Source organism: Kitasatospora sp. NPDC059722, from assembly GCF_042733235.1.
Classification (GTDB): domain Bacteria; phylum Actinomycetota; class Actinomycetes; order Streptomycetales; family Streptomycetaceae; genus Kitasatospora.
This window is the reverse complement of sequence record NZ_JBHWGD010000048.1, coordinates 33,303-49,485: the sequence shown is the minus strand read 5'-3', so window position 1 is coordinate 49,485 and position 16,183 is coordinate 33,303. Positions and strand designations below refer to the sequence as shown.

Sequence of the window (16,183 nt, the reverse complement as noted above, 5' to 3'; positions counted from 1 at the left end):
CCGCCGACAACACCGCCCGCCCCACGGGGGCCCGCTTCCCCCCCCCCCCCCCCCGCGGGCCCCCCGCCGCGGGGGGGCGGGGGGGCCACGGGACGTCAGCGGGCGGCTGGTGCCGCTTCGGGAGCCGGGGTCGTCATCGCGGGCTTCGGGGCCGGGACCGGGATCGGGGCCGGGGCCGGGGCCGGTGCCGCGGGCTTCGGGGTGCGGGCCGGGGACTGGCCGGCCACCAGGGCGCCCAGGGCGATCAGCAGGCCCAGGACCTGCCACGGGGTGAGCGTCTGGCCGAGGACGACCAGACCGCCGATCGTCGCGACGACGGGGTTGATCAGGCCGAGGAAGGACGCCGGGCCGGCCCCCAGGCGCTCGATGCCGCGGAACCAGAGGACGTAGCCGAGCGCCGTGCCGAACAGTCCGAGGTAGGCGAACCCGGCCAGGTTGGTGGCGGTCAGCGCGGGCGGTGCGCCCTCGACGACGGCGGCGAGCGGGACGAGGAAGACCGAGCCGGCCAGGAGCTGCCACGCGGTCAGGTCGAGCATGGTGGCGCCCTCGGGACGGCCCCACCGGCGGGTGAGGACCGTGCCCATCGCCATCAGCCCGATCCCCGCGACCATCGCGGCGATGCCGACGCCGTCCAGCCGTGCGCCGCTCTTGAGGACGAGGAGCGCGACGCCGCCGACCCCGGCCAGTCCGGCCAGGACGGTCCGCCGCCCGGGCCGGATGCCGAGCACGCCGATCGAGAACCCGGCGACGAGCAGCGGCTGGATCGCCCCGATGGTCGCCGCGACCCCGCCGGGCAGGCGGTACGCGCCGACGAAGACGAGCGGGAAGAACAGCCCGATGTTGAGCATCCCGAGCACGGCCGCGCGCCCCCACCAGCGCCCCTTGGGCAGTCTGCGCCCCATGAGCAGCAGGAGCAGCCCCGCCGGGAGGGCGCGGACGACGGCGAGCAGCAGCGGACGGCCCTCCGGCAGGAGCTGCGTGGTGACGAGGTAGGTCGTGCCCCAGGCGGCCGGGGCGAGGGCGGCGGTGGCGGCGATTCCCAGGCGGTTCCGGTCCATGGCGGGTTCCCCTCAACGTTGATTATCTGAACGTTGAGATAAATTGTGCGCCGAGGATCTGTGAACGTCAAGTATGTGAAGGTTAAGATAAACGGGTACGGACAGCGGCCGGAGGAGGCGGAGGCCATGCAGGAGCAGGTGCAGCAGCGCGACACCGTGGACGACATCGTCGACCAGTGGGCCCGGGCCCGCCCCGAGATCGACAGCGGCCCGATGGCCCTGATCGGCCGGCTGCGTCGCCTCAACCTGCGCGTCGACTCCGCCCTGCGCGAGTACTTCACCCAGCACGGCCTGGACACCTCGGAGTTCGACGTCCTCGCGACGCTCCGCCGGGCCGGCGAGCCGTACGAGCTGAACGCCCGCGCACTGCTCAAGTCCGCGATGGTCACGTCGGGCGCGATCACCAACCGCGTGGACCGGCTGTCCGCGAAGGGCCTCGTCGAGCGGCACCCCTGTCCGGGCGACCGCCGGGCGGTCCTGGTCCGGCTCACCCCGGAGGGCAAGGAGCTCGTCGACACGCTGCTGCTCGGCCACGTCCGGAACGAGGAGCGCCTCCTCGCCCCCCTCGACCAGGGCGAACGCACCCAGCTGGACGCGCTGCTGAAGAAGCTGCTCGTCGCCCACGGAGACGTCGAGCGGTTGTAGCGCCCCGGGCGGGACGACGTATCCAACCGATCCCCGGTCGCGTTAGACCCGGCACAACCGTGCCGGAGGAGAACGCCGATGAAGGACAGGACACCCAGGGACATCGCCGTCGACGACCAGCTCCGAGCCGCCGGCGCCGAGGGCAGGGAGTGGCTCATGGCCGCCGGCTGGGGTCCGCCGGTGACGATCCCGATCCAGCAGGCGGCCCGCTGGCAGCAGGAGGCCCGCGCCCGGATGCTCGCGGCCGAGGCCGACGACACCTGGACCTTCTGCGAACACCTCTGCGCCGGCGGCCCCCAGCCCGTCGTCGTCCACGCCGAGACCCCGGAACGGATGCTCTGCCGCGCCTGCTCCACCGCCGAACGCCCCACCCGCCGCTGCCTGGAATGCGGCCGCCCCGCCGCCTCCGCCTCCCCCGCCGACGGCCGCGAGGACGTCTGCATGGGCCCCGTGGCGATCTACACCCGCCTCCGCTGCCCCGCCTGCTACCAGGCCGACCCCCTCCACGGCACCTTCGCCGCCGGCTGGCCGTAGAGGGCCGGTGGGTGGGCGAGCTGCCTGGGGGCCGGGATCGGGACTGCCCTCCTCGCCGTCGGTCACGCCGGCCCCGGGCCCCCTATACTCCCTGTGCTCGATGAGGCTGGGGGAAGCATGCTGAACAATTTCTGGGTGGCTCTGCTCGCCTTGCTCGGCGCGGTGCTGGTGATCCGACTGGCGACGCTCCCACTGCTGGTGCGCGCTCAGGCGGCAATGCGCCGAAGGGCGTTGACGGCCCTCGGGGAGGACGCGGGCGCGGGCGCCCCGGGCGGCATCGGGGCGGCCATCGGTGATGCCGCCGTCACCGTGCTGACCGCGGCCGGGGTGGTGGCCGTGACCCCCGCGATGTTCGTCTTCGGCGACAGGCTGCTCGTGCGGCCGTTCGACACGGCCAACGCGCGGTACATCTCCTTCGAGGTGCACCTGGCCGTTCACCTGGCCAGGACCTGGTACATCACGGTCTTCGTCGTGTGCCTGGTGCTCTGGCTGGGGCTCTCCTACCTGACCCAGCGCAACGTGCTGGCCACCGGCCTGCCGCAGCAGGCGTGGCGCTCCAGGCGGACTCAGCTCCGGGTCGTCGGACTGCTGGTCCTCCGTGCCGTGCTCGCCGTGTTCGTCCTGCCGGTGATCCTGGTCCCGGCCGCGCTGGTCTTCCAGATCGTGGCCGTGATCACGAGTCGCCGGCCCAAGCCCGTCGGCACCGGTGCGGCACAGCAACCGCCGCTGAACCCGTACGGAGCCACCGCACCGCCGCAGGGGTACGTTCCGACGCAATACGTTCCCCCGGCCCCGCAGTTCGCCCCGCCCGCCCCCGCGACTCCGCCGACCCCGCCGGCCCTGCCCGTCCCGTCCGTCGGGCAGCCGCTGAGCTCCCACGAGCCCCGCGTCATCGGCGGCTACCAGCTCCTAGGCCGGATCGGCTCCGGCGGCATGGGCACGGTGTACCTCGCCCAGCGGCAGGGCTCCGCGACGCAGGTCGCGCTCAAGACCATCAACCTCGAACTCCTCGACGACGCCGAGCTCCTGCGCCGTTTCCAGCGCGAGTCCGAGGTGCTGGCGATGGTCCCGGGCGCCTACACCGCCCGGGTGCTCGACTCGGGTGTGGACCAGGGCCGCCCGTACCTCGCCATGGAGCTGCTGGACGGCCGCCCGCTCGACGTCCACCTGCGCGAGCAGGGGCCGATCCGCTCCGCCGAGGCGCTGCGCGCCCTGGCGCTCGCGCTGGCCGTGGCGCTGTCCGGGGTGCACCGGCTGGGGCTGGTGCACCGGGACCTCAAGCCGGCGAACATCATGCTGACGACGGCCGGTCCGCGCCTGCTCGACTTCGGCATCGCGGCGATCGTGGACGGCACCCGGCTCACCATGACCGGCGGCGGGCCCGGCACCCTCACGTACATGGCGCCGGAGCAGTTCGGCGACGAGCGGGTCGGCACGGCCGCCGACGTGTGGGCGTGGGCGTGCTGCGTGGTGTGCGCGGCGCACGGCGCGAGCCCGTTCGCGGCGACCAGCACGGGAGCGGTGATCCGCCGGATCGTGGAGACCGGGCCCGAACCGGCCGCGGTCGCGGCGGTCCGGGACCTCGACCCGGGGCTTGCCGCCGTCGTGACCCGCGCCCTGGCCATCGACCCCGCGCAGCGCCCGGCGGACGGGGCGGCGCTGCTGGCCGCGCTCGCGGCGGCCCAGCAGGAGGCCCGGCAGGCGGCCCCGGACCCGGCGGCCGTCCACGACCAGATCACCCGGGGCTGGCAGACCCTGGCCCTCTGACGGCTAGTGCCGTGGACCTGTCCGGCCACGGCACTACGGCGCGACCGTCACCACCGGCTTGTGCCGGACCGGGAAGTTGACCGAGCTCGCGATGAAGCAGGCCCGGTGCGCGTCGGCGTGCAGGGCGAGCGCCTTCTCGACCATGCCCTCGGACGCGACCTCGATCCGCGGGTGCAGCACCGCCGAGGTGAAGTGCCCGCCCTCGGGCGTCTCGGCCATCGTGCCGACCGGGTTGTCGACGTACGAGGTCACGACGACGCCGTTGACGGCGCACAGGTGCAGGTACCAGAGCAGGTGGCACTGCGAGATCGACGCGAGGAGCAGCTGCTCGGGGTTCCAGCGGGCCGGGTCGCCGCGGAAGGCGGGGTCGGACGAGCCGGGGATGGTCGGCCGGCCGTCGGCGGCGACGTCGTGGTCGCGGCCGTAGGAGCGGTAGTCGCCGGTGCCGGTGCCCCGGTTGCCGGTCCAGGTGACCTCGGTGGTGTACGTGTGCAGCTTGGGCATGTGCGAGCCTCTCCGGACGGTCCTGGCGGACAGTCAATCGCACCCGGGGAGGTGGCCGAGGACGATTCGGGCGCAGCCGACCGCATCCGTCCGGGACGTGTCCACTTCCACGTCGTACGTCACACCCACGTGCACCGCCTGCGCCTGCGCCGCGGCCATCCCGGCGGCCCGGTCGCCGCGCGCCGCCTCCCGGGCGCTCGCGACGGCGGCGTCGCACCGCACGCCGACCCAGAGCACGTCCAGGCCGTCCAGCGCCGCCCGCCACCGCCGCTGCGAGGCCGCGCCGCCGAGGAACACCTCGTCGACGACGATCCGGGCGCCGGCCCGCGCCATCGCCGCGACCCCGGTCGTCCAGGCCGCGTCGAGCGCCGCGAACGCCGGTCCGACGCTCACCACGCCGTCGGCGTCCTCGCCCCCGCCGTCCGGGCCGCCGATGCCGCCGATCCCCTCGCCGCCCTCGCGCAGCCGTGGCGGCAGCGCGTCGACCAGGGTGTCCGTGCCGAGGTGCAGCCACGGCTCCGGCAGCAGCTCCTGGAGGTGGCGCGCGATGCTCGACTTGCCCGAGCTGGAGCCACCGTTGAGGACGACGACGTTCAGCGCGAACCCCCGTAGGCCGCCGCCGCGCCCGCGAAGGACGTGGCGAGTTCCGGGGTGCCGGCCCAGTGCAGGTGCAGGTACGACGCGTGGACGTTGCCGTCGGCGAAGCCCTCGGTGCGGGGTCCGGTGGGCAGGCGCCACCCCCAGGCGGGGTGGTCGCCGCTGGCCGGCTCGCAGACCGTGCGGTGGAACTCGTGGCCGCGCAGCCGGGTGCCGGCCGGGCCGAGCGGGGAGTCGTGCAGGGCGACGGCCTCCCGGTAGCCGAGGGTGAGCCGTTCGGTCATCCGGGCGGTGGTGTCGAGCACGCCGCACATCGGCTTCCCGTCCAGCTCCCGCCCCAGGTAGAGCAGTCCGGCGCACTCGGCCGCGATCGGACCGCCGGAGGCGGCGAACTCCCGGATCGCCGAGCGCAGTCCCGCGTTCCCGCTCAGCTCCCGGACGTACAGCTCGGGGAAGCCGCCGCCGATGACGAGCCCGGCGGTGCCCTCGGGCAGCCCGGAGGCGTGCAGCGGGTCGAACGGGACGACGTCCGCCCCGGCGGCGCCGAGGAGTTCGGCGTTCTCGGCGTAGGAGAAGGAGAACGCGGCGCCGCCCGCCACGGCGATCCGGGGCCGGCCGGCGACCGGCGCGACCTCGGCCGCAGGGTCCCACGGCTCGGCGTCCAGGGCCGGTGCGGTCCGGGCCAGCGCCAGCACCGCGTCCAGGTCCACCGAGGCGGCGACGAGGTCGCCCATGTCCGCGACGGCCTTCAGGGCCTCCGCCGACCGCTCCACGGCCGGGATCAGCCCGAGGTGGCGCGAGGGCGTCGCGACGGCCGTGGAGCGGCGCAGCGCGCCCAGCACGGGCACGCCGGAGCCCTCCTCCAAGGCCTCGCGCAGCAGGTGCTCGTGGCGGTCGGAGGCGACCCGGTTGAGGATCACCCCGGCGAGCCGCACCTCCGGGTCCCAGGAGGCGAAGCCGTGCACCAGCGCGGCCACCGAACGGGACTGCGAGCTGCCGTCCACCACGAGCACCACCGGCGCGCGCAGCAGCTTGGCGACGTGCGCGGTGGACGCCAGCTCCCCGCGCCCCGACGCCCCGTCGAACAGCCCCATGACGCCCTCGACGACGGCGACGTCGGCCCCGGCCGCGCCGTGCAGGAACAGCGGCGCGATCCGCTCCGGCCCGCACAGGAAGGCGTCCAGGTTGCGGCCCGGTCGCCCGGCGGCCAGCGCGTGGTAGCCGGGGTCGATGTAGTCCGGGCCGACCTTGTGCGGGGAGACGGCGAGCCCGCGGGCGGCGAGCGCGGCGATCAGGCCGGTGGCGACGGTGGTCTTGCCCGCGCCCGAGGAGGGCGCGGCGACGACGAGGCGGGGGATGCTCAAGGAATCACCATTCGATGCCGCGCTGGCCCTTGCGGCCGGCGTCCATGGGGTGCTTGACCTTGGTCATCTCGGTGACGAGGTCGGCGAAGCCGGTGAGCGCCTCGGGGGCGTACCGGCCGGTGATGACGACGTGCTGGCTGCCCGGCCGGTCCTCGAGCACGGACACGACCTCCTCCGGGTCGACCCAGCCCCAGTGCATCGGGTAGGTGAACTCGTCGAGCACGTAGAAGCGGTAGGTCTCGGCCGCGAGGTCGCGCTTGACCTGCTCCCAGCCCTCCTTGGCGGCGGCCTCGCTGTCCATCTCCATCTCGCTGGAGCGCTGGATCCACGACCAGCCGGAGCCCATCTTGTGCCAGTCGACGGTGCCGCCCTCGCCGGAGGCACCGAGGACGCGCAGCGCGTTCTCCTCGCCGACCTTCCACTTGGCGGACTTCACGAACTGGAACACCCCGACGGACCAGCCCTGGTTCCAGGCCCGCAGCGCCATGCCGAACGCGGCCGTGGACTTGCCCTTGCCGGGGCCGGTGTGCACGGCGGTGATCGGCTGCGTGCGGCGCTGGCGGGTCGTCAGGCCGTCGTCGGGAACGCTCTCGGGAACACCCTTGGGCATGCTGCTCAGGCCGCCTTTCGCATGGTGGTTGCACGGTTGTCGCGACTGTCGCGGACGAGCGAGGCGACGCCCTCGGCGCGCAGTTCGTCCAGGGTGACGGCGGTGCCGCCGAGGTGTCCGGCGAGGGTGCGGGCGAGGCCGAGCCGGACGGGGCCGGACTCGCAGTCCAGGACGACGCTCGCGACGCCCTGGGCGGCGAACAGCCCGGCGGCGCGCCGGGACTGCGCGAGCGCGTCGCGGCCGCCGGTGGCCCGTCCGTCGGTGACGACGACGACCAGCGGGCGGCGGGCCGGGTCGCGCAGCCGCTCGATCCGCAGCACCTCGTGGGCGCGCAGCAGGCCGGCGGCCAGCGGGGTCCGGCCGCCGGTGGGCAGCGACTCCAGCCGGGCCGCGCCGACCTCGACGGACGAGGTGGGCGGGAGCGCCAGCTCGGCGCCCGCGCCGCGGAAGGTGATCATGCCGATCTTGTCGCGCCGCTGGTAAGCGTCCATCAGCAGCGACAGCACGGCGCCCTTGACGGCGGTCATCCGCTGCCGGGCGGCCATCGAGCCGGAGGCGTCGACGACGAACAGCACCAGGTTGGACTCGCGGCCCTTGCGCACCTGCTCGCGGAAGTCGTCCTTGCGCAGCACGAGCGCGGCGCCGGCGCGCCCGCGCGCCACCTGGTGCGGCGCGGCGGCCTGGAGGGTGGCGGTCAGGTGCAGGCGGCTGAGGGCGCCCTGGGGGCGTCGCGCGCGGACGGTGTACCCGCTGTCGGTCTCGGCGGGGGAGCGGCGGCCCTGCGCGCCGTGGCCGGTGCCGCGCACGGCGAACAGCCGGGTGCGGTACGGGTCGCCGGCCGCGACCGGCGCCGACTCCCGCGCGGGGGCGGGGTGCTGGGCCGGGACGGGCTGCTGCTCGGGGAGGTCCGGGGCGGCGGCGTCGGAGGCGGCGGCCTCCGGGGCCTGCGGACCGCTCTCGGGCTCGGGCGCGCCGCCGCCGTCCGGGCCGGGGCCGCCGTCGTCGCCGGGGCCGGGGCCGTCGCCGTCCGGGTCGTCGCCGTCACCGTCACCGTCGGTCCCGGGGGAGTCCTCCGGGGAGTCCTCGGGCTGCGCGTGCTCCTCCAGCGTCCGGTCCAGCTGCTCCTCGTCCAGTCCGGGCGCGTCGAACGGGTTGCGGCGGCGCCGGTGCGGCAGTGCGAGCTGGGCGGCCTTGCGGACGTCCTCCTCCAGCACCTCCGTGCGCCCGTCCCACGCGGCCAGCGCGACGGCCGTCCGCGCCATGACGATGTCGGCGCGCAGCCCGTCCACCTCGAACGCGGCGCACACGGCGGTGATCTGCCGGAGCGCCACGTCGGTGAGCTCGACCTTGGGCAGCAACTCCCGTGCGGCGGTGATCCGTTCGGCGAGCGCCCGCTCCTCGCCGGCGAACCGCGCCGCGAAGCCGGCCGGGTCCGCGTCGTAGGCGAGCCGCCGCCGGACGACCTCGGCGCGCTCGGCCGGGTCGCGCGTCGCGGCGATCTCCACGGTCAGGCCGAAGCGGTCGAGCAGCTGCGGCCGCAGCTCGCCCTCCTCCGGGTTCATCGTGCCGACCAGCAGGAACCGGGCCGCGTGCCGCACCGAGACGCCCTCGCGCTCGACGTAGGAGCGGCCCATCGCGGCGGCGTCCAGCAGCAGGTCGACGACGTGGTCCTGGAGCAGGTTCACCTCGTCGATGTAGAGCACCCCGCGGTGCGCCTTGGCGAGCAGTCCGGGCTCGTACGCCTTGACGCCCTCGGCGAGCGCGCGCTCCAGGTCGAGCGAGCCGACGATCCGGTCCTCGGCCACGCCGACCGGCAACTCGACCAGCTGGGACGGCCGTTCGCTGCTCCCGGAGGAGGCGTGCGGTCCGTCCGGGCACTGCGGGTCGGGCGCGGCCGGGTCGCAGGAGAAGCGGCAGTCGTCGACGGTGGCGATGGACGGCAGCAGGCCGGCCAGCGCGCGGACCATCGTCGACTTGGCGGTGCCCTTCTCGCCGCGCACCAGCACGCCGCCCACGGCCGGGGAGACCGCGTTCAGCAGCAGTCCGAGCCGCAGGTCGGTCATCCCGACGACCGCGGTGAACGGGTAGCGGACGTCACTCATGCGTTGCCAGCCTCCTCAGGCGCACCGGGCGGCAGGAACGGCAGCGTTCCGGCCGCCGGCACCCCGCCCTCGATCAGCTTCCACAGCGCGTCGGTGTCCGCGTGCTCCTCGATCAGGTCCCCCAGGCGGTCCAGCCGGGCCTCGCGCGCCTCGGCGAACGAGGTGTCCGGCGCCGGGACGAACGCGCGGCCCGCCAGCGCGGCCACCTCGCGCAGGAACTCCCGGCGGAACCCGTCGTTCTCCAGCGCGCCGTGCCAGGTCGTGCCCCACACCGAGCCCACCCGGCATCCGTCCAGGAAGGGCTCCCCGCCGTCCACGGCGACCACCCCGTGGTGGATCTCGTAGCCCTCGACGCGGTGCCCGTAGGCCTCGCCGACCGGCCGGGCGAGCACCTTCTCCACGCCGAACCGCACGCGCGTCGGCAGCAGGCCGAGCGCGTCGACGGCACCGGCCTTGGACTCGACGTCGTCGACGATCGAGCCCGCCAGCATCTGGTACCCGCCGCACACCCCGAGGACCGGCAGCCCGGCCGCCGCCCGCGCCCGCAGCGCCGGCTCCAGCCCGCGCTCGCGCAGCCAGGCGAGGTCGGCCACGGTGGCCCGGGTGCCGGGCAGCACGACGAGGTCGGCGTCGGCGAGCTCCTCCGGCCGGGTCGCCCAGCGGACGAGCACGCCGGGCTCCTGCGCCAGCGCGTCCAGGTCGGTGAAGTTCGACAGCCGGGGGAAGCGCACCACGGCCACCCGCAGCACGTCCGCCCCGAGCGGCCCGCGCCCGTCGACCCGGTCCACGACCGTCGACAGGTCCAGCGAGTCCTCGGCGTCCAGCCACAGCCCCGGCAGCAACGGCAGCGTGCCGAGCACCGGACGGCCGGTCAGGCCGTGCAGCATCTCCAGGCCGGGCGCCAGCAGCCGGGCGTCCCCGCGGAACTTGTTGACGAACCAGCCGGCCACGTGCCGCTGGTCCTCCTCGGACAGCAGCGCCAGCGTCCCGTACATCGCCGCGAACACGCCGCCCCGGTCGATGTCGCCGACCACCACGACGGGCAGCCGGGCGGCCGTCGCCAGGCCCATGTTGGCGATGTCCCGGTCGCGCAGGTTGATCTCGGCGGGCGAGCCCGCGCCCTCGCACACCACCACGTCGTACCGGCGGCGCAGGTCCGCCAGGCACTCCAGGGCGCGCTCCAGCAGGACGGGCTTGCGCTCGCGGTAGTCCAGCGCGCCCACCTCGGCGACCGGTCTGCCGAGCAGCACCACCTGGCTGCGGCCGTCCGCGCCGGGCTTGAGCAGCACCGGGTTCATCGCCGCCTCCGGCTCCACCCGGGCGGCCTGGGCCTGCATCGCCTGGGCCCGGCCGATCTCGGCGCCGTCGGCCGTCACGAACGAGTTCAGCGACATGTTCTGCGCCTTGAACGGCGCCACCCGGACGCCCCGGCGGGCCAGCCACCGGCAGATGCCCGCCGTGACGACGCTCTTGCCCGCGTCCGAGGTCGTCCCCGCGACCAGCAGCGCGTTGGTCATGCCCTTCCCCTCCTCAGCAGCGATCGCAGCAGGACGTGCCCCGCGACCGTCGTACCCAGCGCCAGCGCGCCCACCCGCCGCGACAGCGCGCAGGCCCGCTCGATGTCGTCCACCGTCACCGGCCGCAGCTCCGCGCCCAGCACCGGCCGGTGCTCGACGCGCTCGCCGTACTGCAGCGTGCCGCCCAGCCGCACGCCCACGGCGCCCGCGAACGCCGACTCGGCCTGCCCCGCGTTCGGGCTCGGATGCGCCGAACCGTCCCGCCGCCACACCCGCCAGGCCGTCCGCGGCTGCGGCGCGGCGGCCACCGTCAGCAGCGCCGTCAGCCGGGCGCCCGGCCAGCCCGCCACGTCGTCCAGCCGGGCCGAGGCCCAGCCGAACCGGGCGTGGCGCGGCGAGCGGTGACCCACCATCGCGTCCAGCGTGTTGACGGCGCGGAAGGCCAGCAGACCGGGCGTGCCGGCGAGGGCGCCCCAGGCCAGCGCGTTCACGACGGCGTCCGCGGTGTTCTCGGCCACCGACTCCACGACGGCGCGGGCGATCTGCTGCCCGTCCAGCGCGCTCGGGTCGCGCCCGCACAGGTGCGGCAGCCGCTCCCGGGCGGCGGGCAGGTCGCCCGCGGCCAGCGCCCGGCCGATCGTGCGCGCCTCCCGGGTCAGCGAGGTGCCGCCGAGCACCGTCCAGGTCGCGGCGGCGGCCAGCGCGGCCCGCCCCAGCGGCCGGCGGCCGGCCGTCCGCTCCAGCGCCACCGCGCCCGCCGCGACGGCGCCCACGCAGAGCGCCGTGTACGCGGCCCCGGTGGCCCGGTCGTCGCGCCACATCCGGCGCTCCAGGCGGGTCGCCGCACCGCCGAAGACGGCCACCGGGTGGCCGCGGCGCGGATCGGCGTAGCGGGCGTCCGCCAGGTAGCCCGCGACGGCGCCGACCGCGAAGGCGGCGGCGCGGGTCAGCGGGCGCACGACGGAGGGGGACAGGGGAGGGCTCGGCGGGTCGGGGCAGCCTGCATCGCGTGCGAGTCCTCACTCAGGGTCCGCGCCCTGGATCGACGTACCGGGGGCGAGAGTCTCCTGGCTTCCGGGTCGAACGCACCCCCGGAGCCTTCCAGCAGCACGTCAGCGAAGACTGACGGTCCGCCGTGGCGTCGTTCCGGCCGTGCTCCCCGGTGACAGTGGCGGGACCGCGCCGGACTCGCACCGGCTTCCTCTGCATGCCTCCGTTTGGCCCTGGGATCCCATCACGCGGCCGAACCGGGAGTCAACCGAGGTCACGGAGGGGTTGGTCACACGCGGGAGGCCCGGCGCGTGCCCCCGAACGCCCCCGTCACTACCTCCGAGTACTGCCGCCGCAGGGGCATGACATCCTGTGCGATCCTCCAGCGGTCCGCGCGCGCCCTCCCCGGCGCTTCGTGCGTTCGGCGGCTGGGGGCCCGTTCGTACCGGCCCTAGCGTTCGTTCACATGCGACGAAGACAGCCTCCGCCCGCCCTGCCCCCGGTGCCGTTCTCGCCCGCCGCGGCCCGCGCCCACCGCGCCGGGCTCGGCCTGACCCCCGAACAGGTCGCCGGCGGCATGGCCGCGCACGGCGTCCGGCTGCTGCCCACGCACGTCATCGCCTGGGAGAGCGGCGAGCTGCGCCCCACCGAGGAGGAGTTCATCGCCCTCGCCCGCGCCCTGTGGTGCCCGCCCGCGCAGCTCATGGGCACCCGCCCGGCCCGCCTGCGCGACCACCGCGTGGCCCGCGAACTGAGCCAGGACACCGCCGCCCGTCGCATCGGCGTCGCCCTGCGCGTCTACCAGGAGGCCGAACTCACCGGGACGTGGGACGGCGACGAGGAGCGGACGCACGCGCTCGCCCAGGTGCTCGGACTGCGGCTCACCGAACTCGTCGAGGTGACCGGCCGCGGCGCCGAGCTCGACCAGCGGCTGCGCAGGTGCGTGGACGGCCGCTGGCAGCCCCACCTGCGGGCGGTCGCGCGGCTCGTGCCGGTCCACGAGGACGACCTCGCGACCGTCCTGACGGCCCTGCACCAGGAGCACCAGGTGTCCTCCCCGCACTGGGGCGCCGCGACGCCCACCCTGCCCCCGCGCGACCGGCCCCTGGCCCCGCGCTTCTGGGAACTCCTCGGCCGCCTCCACACGGAGATCCCGGTCTGACCCCACCTCCACCCCGTCCCCGGCTCCCGCGTCCCTCGTACAGCCCATCCCACTGGCCCCCGCTCCCACCCGCCAGTGAACTTGTCCCCAGCAGACTCACAGAGCGGGGAGCGATATGCGTTGGGGAACCGCAGCCGCCGTGGCGGCAGCCGCCGTCGGCACCGGGGTCGCCGTGCTGGTCGTCGGCCGGCGGGCGTCCGAGCGGCTCGTGCGGCCGGAGACCGTCGTGCTCGAGTCCGGCCCCGTCCTGGTGCAGAGCCTCGCCGCCGGCCGGATCACCTTCAACCGGACGCCCGCGGCCCTCCACCCCGGCCGCTGGGCGCTGGAGTGGGACGGCGACGGCCACGCCGTCGTCGACGACATCCTGCACAGCGACGAACAGGGCGTCACCCGCCGCCTGGTCCGCGCCGACCGGGGCACCCTGACGCCCGGCACCGAGGTCCGCTTCACCCCGCGCGTGCACCTCGGCGACCCGACGACCTCCCTCGGCCTCCCGTTCACCGAGACCGCCGTCGCCGGCGAGCTGGGCGCGATGCCCGCCTGGCGCCTGGACGGCAAGCGCGGCACCTGGGTGGTCCTCGTGCACGGCCCCGGCGCCGACCGCGCCCAGACGCTCCCCGTGCTGCCCGTCCTCCAGCGCCTGGCGCTGCCCGCCCTCGCCGTCACCTACCGCGGCGACCAGGGCGCCCCCGCCTCGCCGGACGGGCTCGGCCACTTCGGCGAGACCGAGTGGCGCGACGTGGAGTCGGCCGTGCGGCTCGCCCTCGACAGCGGCGCCGGCCGGGTGATCCTCTACGGCTGGTCGGTGGGCGCCACGATGTGCCTGCACGCCGCGGCCCGTTCGGCCTGGGCGGGGGCGATCGCCGGGATCGTCCTGGACTCGCCGGTGCTCGACCTGCCCGCCACCGCCCGCCGCGACGCGGTCCGGGCCGGCTACTCCAGGCCGGTCGCCGAGCTCGGCGCGCTGGCCGCGGAGGGCCGCACCGGGGTCGACCTGGCCGACTTCGCGCGCCTCGCCGAGGGGGCCGACCTGCGCGTGCCGACCCTCGTCCTGCACAGCCCGGACGACCCGATCGCGCCGTTCCGCGCCGCCCGGCACCTCGCCACGGCCCGTCCCGACGTCGTCAGCCTCCGGGCCTTCCCGGGCGCGGACCACACCGCCCTCTGGAACTCCGACCCCGCGCACTACTCGGAACTCCTCCGGCGCTGGCTCACCCCCCTCCTCTGATCCGGACCGGCTGCCGTTAATCCGGGGCATTCCGGCCGGTCATTCCCCGGTCCGGCCCCCGCTTCCTCCGTTCTTGCAATTCCCCCCACCCGTCATCGCGCGCCACCCGGGCACCGGAAGCCGATTCCGCCGGAACGGGAAGTCGGCGCGGTCGATTTCCGCCACCGGTCCCGCCCTCGCCGACCTGGCCGATCCGCATCCACCCGGAGCACTCCCGGCGGGCGTGCCCGGTGCGCGCATTCCCGCCTCCATCCGTCGGCGACACCGCGAGAGTCGGCCATTCACCCCTCGCCGCAGCCCTTTCCGTATCCGTTCGAACACCCCCCGTGACCACCGCAAACGGGCCTGGCATGAGCCCGCCACACGATTCCGGCCAGGCGGTTTGCCGCTGTTGCCCGATCTTGCGGAGGTGCTGCCACAACCCGCCCGCCCGTACAACCAACCGGATGTGACAGAAGGCCGGTACAAGGGGAAGACTGCTCGACGTGACGTCTCGGAACCCGCGCGACCGTGATGCCCCGCTCCCACCGACGATCGGTACCGGTGCGACGGTGACCCGCCTCCCCGGTACGGCCCACCGGCCCGTCGGGGCCAGGCCGGGCGGGGGCGGCGTACCCCGCCGACGAGGCCCCGCACCCGCCCCAGGCCGCGGCCGGGTCCCCGTGCCGGACGGCTTCCCCGCCCCCGCCGAGCTGGCTCCGCTGGCCCGCCGGATGCTGGTGGACGCCGTCCGGATCGCCCGCTGGGCGGGGGAGCTCGGCGAGGTCGACAAGCGGGGCGAACTGCTCCCCGAGGACGCCCGCGCGGCGGGCCGCGCACTGGCCATGACGGTCGGCGCCGCGGCCAAGGCCTGGGGCCAGGCGCTGCTGGTCGGCCTGGTCGAGGCCCGCGACGGCGGCGCCGGGCCGGGCTGGCGGCTGCACGCCTGGGAGCACGACGACGAGGCCGTGGTGCGCGGCTGGTCCGCGCTGTTCGACGCCTGGACGCTGCTCGCGCCGGTCCCGCCGGCCGCCCTGCGCGGCGTCTTCACGGTGCTGGCCGGCCAGGCCGTGGACCAGGCCCCGCAGCTGCTCTCCTTCCTGCACCTGGTGGCCGGCCCGGTCGCCGACAGCGAGCTCCTGGAGCTGCTGCGCCGCGGCCTGGACGAGCGCCGGGTCGGCGGCAGCGGGGGCGTGGGCCTGTCGCCCGTGCCGCACGCCGCCTCCGCCGTGTCGGCGGTCCGCGGCACCTGCCGCGAGCCGCAGATCGACACCCCGGCCGCGCCGGCGGACGTCGCCGCCGTCCTGGACTGGATGCTGGACGGCCTCGCGGCCGTCGGCGCCGTGGTGCGCCGGAACGACGCCGCCGAGCTGTCGCCGCTCGGGCACTGGGCGGTGCGGGCGAAGCTGGAGGAGATCTGCACGGTCGCCCAGACCGCGGCCGGCCACATCGAGCAGAGCGCCTACGAGCTGCTGAACGCCTGCGCCGACTACTCGCCGGGCCCGGCCCGGGCCGAGTACCGCGCCTGGGTGGCGGCCCGCCCGGCGGACCGCGCCGTGGCGGAGCTGCTGGACGCCGCCCAGGGCGACGACGCGCTCGTGCGCGGCCTGGCCTTCGAGGCGCTGCGGGTGGCCGGGGGCACGGCCGAGCAGGCGGTGCGCGCGGCCGTGGACGAGCCGGTGCTGCGCCCGTACGCGCTGCTGTGGCTCGCTGAGCAGTCGGACGAGGGCGTGTCCCCGGCCGACGTGCTGGGCGCCGAGGACGCGGCCTGGCTCTGGGTGGACACGGCGGCCGCGGTGCTGGACCACGGCGAGACCGAGCTGCTGGTCGGCCACGTGGAGGGCGCCTCGGCGGGCGACCCGGTGCGGCTGTTCGCCCGGGCCCGGCAGTCGGGGCACCCGCGGGCGGCCTCGGTGCTGACGGCGGTGTCGGGCGTGCACCCGGACCCGGGCGTGGCCCGGGCGGCCCGTCGCTCGGCGTTCAGCGTCCACACCGGCGGGGCGTGAGCGCCCGGAAGCGCGTATGACGAAGGGGGGCGGGGGCGCGGGGGGGTGCGGGGGCCCGGGGACAAGGGCCGCGGCCCCCGGGGGGGGGGCCCGACGCCCCGGCCGGCCCCCGGCGCGGGG

General features: G+C 76.0%; 14 protein-coding genes and 1 riboswitch. Of the genes, 6 read left to right on the top strand and 8 right to left on the bottom strand.

Annotated elements, in window-relative coordinates:
* Positions 1–95 precede the first annotated feature (95 nt).
* The gene (locus tag ACFV4F_RS27285; RefSeq protein WP_380506293.1) at positions 96–1,058 is read right to left on the bottom strand and encodes an EamA family transporter; all 963 of its coding nucleotides are present in this window, start codon (positions 1,056–1,058) and stop codon (positions 96–98) included.
* Between the two features lie 75 nt (positions 1,059–1,133).
* Between ACFV4F_RS27285 and ACFV4F_RS27280 the strand changes: the two genes are divergently transcribed.
* The 3 genes from ACFV4F_RS27280 (at position 1,134) to ACFV4F_RS27270 (ending at position 4,004) form a co-directional block, all read left to right on the top strand.
* On the top strand, positions 1,134–1,703 hold the full coding sequence (locus ACFV4F_RS27280) for a MarR family winged helix-turn-helix transcriptional regulator (protein ID WP_380445231.1): 570 nt from the start codon (positions 1,134–1,136) through the stop codon (positions 1,701–1,703).
* Between the two features lie 78 nt (positions 1,704–1,781).
* Positions 1,782–2,237 carry a hypothetical protein gene (locus tag ACFV4F_RS27275; protein WP_380445232.1) on the top strand — a complete coding sequence of 152 codons (456 nt, stop codon included), beginning with the start codon at positions 1,782–1,784 and terminating at the stop codon, positions 2,235–2,237.
* Between the two features lie 135 nt (positions 2,238–2,372).
* Positions 2,373–4,004, top strand: coding sequence for a serine/threonine-protein kinase (locus ACFV4F_RS27270; protein WP_380506291.1), 1,632 nt, complete (start codon positions 2,373–2,375; stop codon positions 4,002–4,004).
* Between the two features lie 33 nt (positions 4,005–4,037).
* Here ACFV4F_RS27270 and ACFV4F_RS27265 read toward each other — a convergent pair whose 3' ends face one another.
* From ACFV4F_RS27265 to ACFV4F_RS27235, 7 genes are read right to left on the bottom strand one after another with little or no spacing between them, the layout of a single operon-like run.
* On the bottom strand, positions 4,038–4,508 hold the full coding sequence (locus tag ACFV4F_RS27265; protein WP_380506288.1) for an OsmC family protein: 471 nt from the start codon (positions 4,506–4,508) through the stop codon (positions 4,038–4,040).
* Positions 4,509–4,541: 33 nt separating this feature from the next.
* Entirely contained in the window at positions 4,542–5,105 is a 564-nt protein-coding gene (cpt, locus tag ACFV4F_RS27260) for a chloramphenicol phosphotransferase CPT (RefSeq protein ID WP_380496451.1), read from the bottom strand.
* The gene (locus ACFV4F_RS27255) at positions 5,102–6,469 is read right to left on the bottom strand and encodes a cobyrinate a,c-diamide synthase (RefSeq protein WP_380506286.1); all 1,368 of its coding nucleotides are present in this window, start codon (positions 6,467–6,469) and stop codon (positions 5,102–5,104) included. Before ACFV4F_RS27255 ends, cpt begins: the two co-directional genes overlap by 4 nt.
* 4 nt (positions 6,470–6,473) lie before the next feature.
* A complete protein-coding gene (gene cobO / locus ACFV4F_RS27250) occupies positions 6,474–7,079 on the bottom strand; it encodes a cob(I)yrinic acid a,c-diamide adenosyltransferase (RefSeq protein ID WP_380445236.1) in 606 nt (201 codons plus the stop codon).
* 5 nt (positions 7,080–7,084) lie between these two features.
* Positions 7,085–9,181 (bottom strand): putative cobaltochelatase, encoded by a 2,097-nt coding sequence (locus ACFV4F_RS27245; protein ID WP_380506283.1) that lies wholly within the window; start codon positions 9,179–9,181, stop codon positions 7,085–7,087.
* Positions 9,178–10,698: a cobyric acid synthase gene (locus ACFV4F_RS27240; protein WP_380506280.1), complete on the bottom strand. Its 1,521-nt coding sequence runs from the start codon at positions 10,696–10,698 to the stop codon at positions 9,178–9,180. Before ACFV4F_RS27240 ends, ACFV4F_RS27245 begins: the two co-directional genes overlap by 4 nt.
* On the bottom strand, positions 10,695–11,657 hold the full coding sequence (locus ACFV4F_RS27235) for a cobalamin biosynthesis protein (RefSeq protein ID WP_380506277.1): 963 nt from the start codon (positions 11,655–11,657) through the stop codon (positions 10,695–10,697). Before ACFV4F_RS27235 ends, ACFV4F_RS27240 begins: the two co-directional genes overlap by 4 nt.
* A 101-nt stretch (positions 11,658–11,758) precedes the next feature.
* Positions 11,759–11,903, bottom strand: a riboswitch (cobalamin riboswitch).
* Positions 11,904–12,154: 251 nt separating this feature from the next.
* Here ACFV4F_RS27235 and ACFV4F_RS27230 point away from each other — a divergent pair.
* The 3 genes from ACFV4F_RS27230 (at position 12,155) to ACFV4F_RS27220 (ending at position 16,063) form a co-directional block, all read left to right on the top strand.
* Entirely contained in the window at positions 12,155–12,850 is a 696-nt protein-coding gene (locus tag ACFV4F_RS27230) for a helix-turn-helix domain-containing protein (protein WP_380445240.1), read from the top strand.
* 139 nt (positions 12,851–12,989) lie between these two features.
* Entirely contained in the window at positions 12,990–14,078 is a 1,089-nt protein-coding gene (locus ACFV4F_RS27225; protein WP_380506274.1) for an alpha/beta hydrolase family protein, read from the top strand.
* A gap of 662 nt (positions 14,079–14,740) precedes the next feature.
* The gene (locus tag ACFV4F_RS27220; protein WP_380449099.1) at positions 14,741–16,063 is read left to right on the top strand and encodes a hypothetical protein; all 1,323 of its coding nucleotides are present in this window, start codon (positions 14,741–14,743) and stop codon (positions 16,061–16,063) included.
* The last annotated feature ends 120 nt before the right edge of the window (positions 16,064–16,183 follow it).

Coding starts and splice junctions, on each gene's coding strand:
- ACFV4F_RS27285 (WP_380506293.1), bottom strand. CDS start 1,058: ATGGACCGGAACCGCCTGGGAATCGCCGCCACCGCCGCCCTCGCCCCG.
- ACFV4F_RS27275 (WP_380445232.1), top strand. CDS start 1,782: ATGAAGGACAGGACACCCAGGGACATCGCCGTCGACGACCAGCTCCGA.
- ACFV4F_RS27265 (WP_380506288.1), bottom strand. CDS start 4,508: ATGCCCAAGCTGCACACGTACACCACCGAGGTCACCTGGACCGGCAAC.
- cobO (WP_380445236.1), bottom strand. CDS start 7,079: ATGCCCAAGGGTGTTCCCGAGAGCGTTCCCGACGACGGCCTGACGACC.
- ACFV4F_RS27245 (WP_380506283.1), bottom strand. CDS start 9,181: ATGAGTGACGTCCGCTACCCGTTCACCGCGGTCGTCGGGATGACCGAC.
- ACFV4F_RS27240 (WP_380506280.1), bottom strand. CDS start 10,698: ATGACCAACGCGCTGCTGGTCGCGGGGACGACCTCGGACGCGGGCAAG.
- ACFV4F_RS27230 (WP_380445240.1), top strand. CDS start 12,155: ATGCGACGAAGACAGCCTCCGCCCGCCCTGCCCCCGGTGCCGTTCTCG.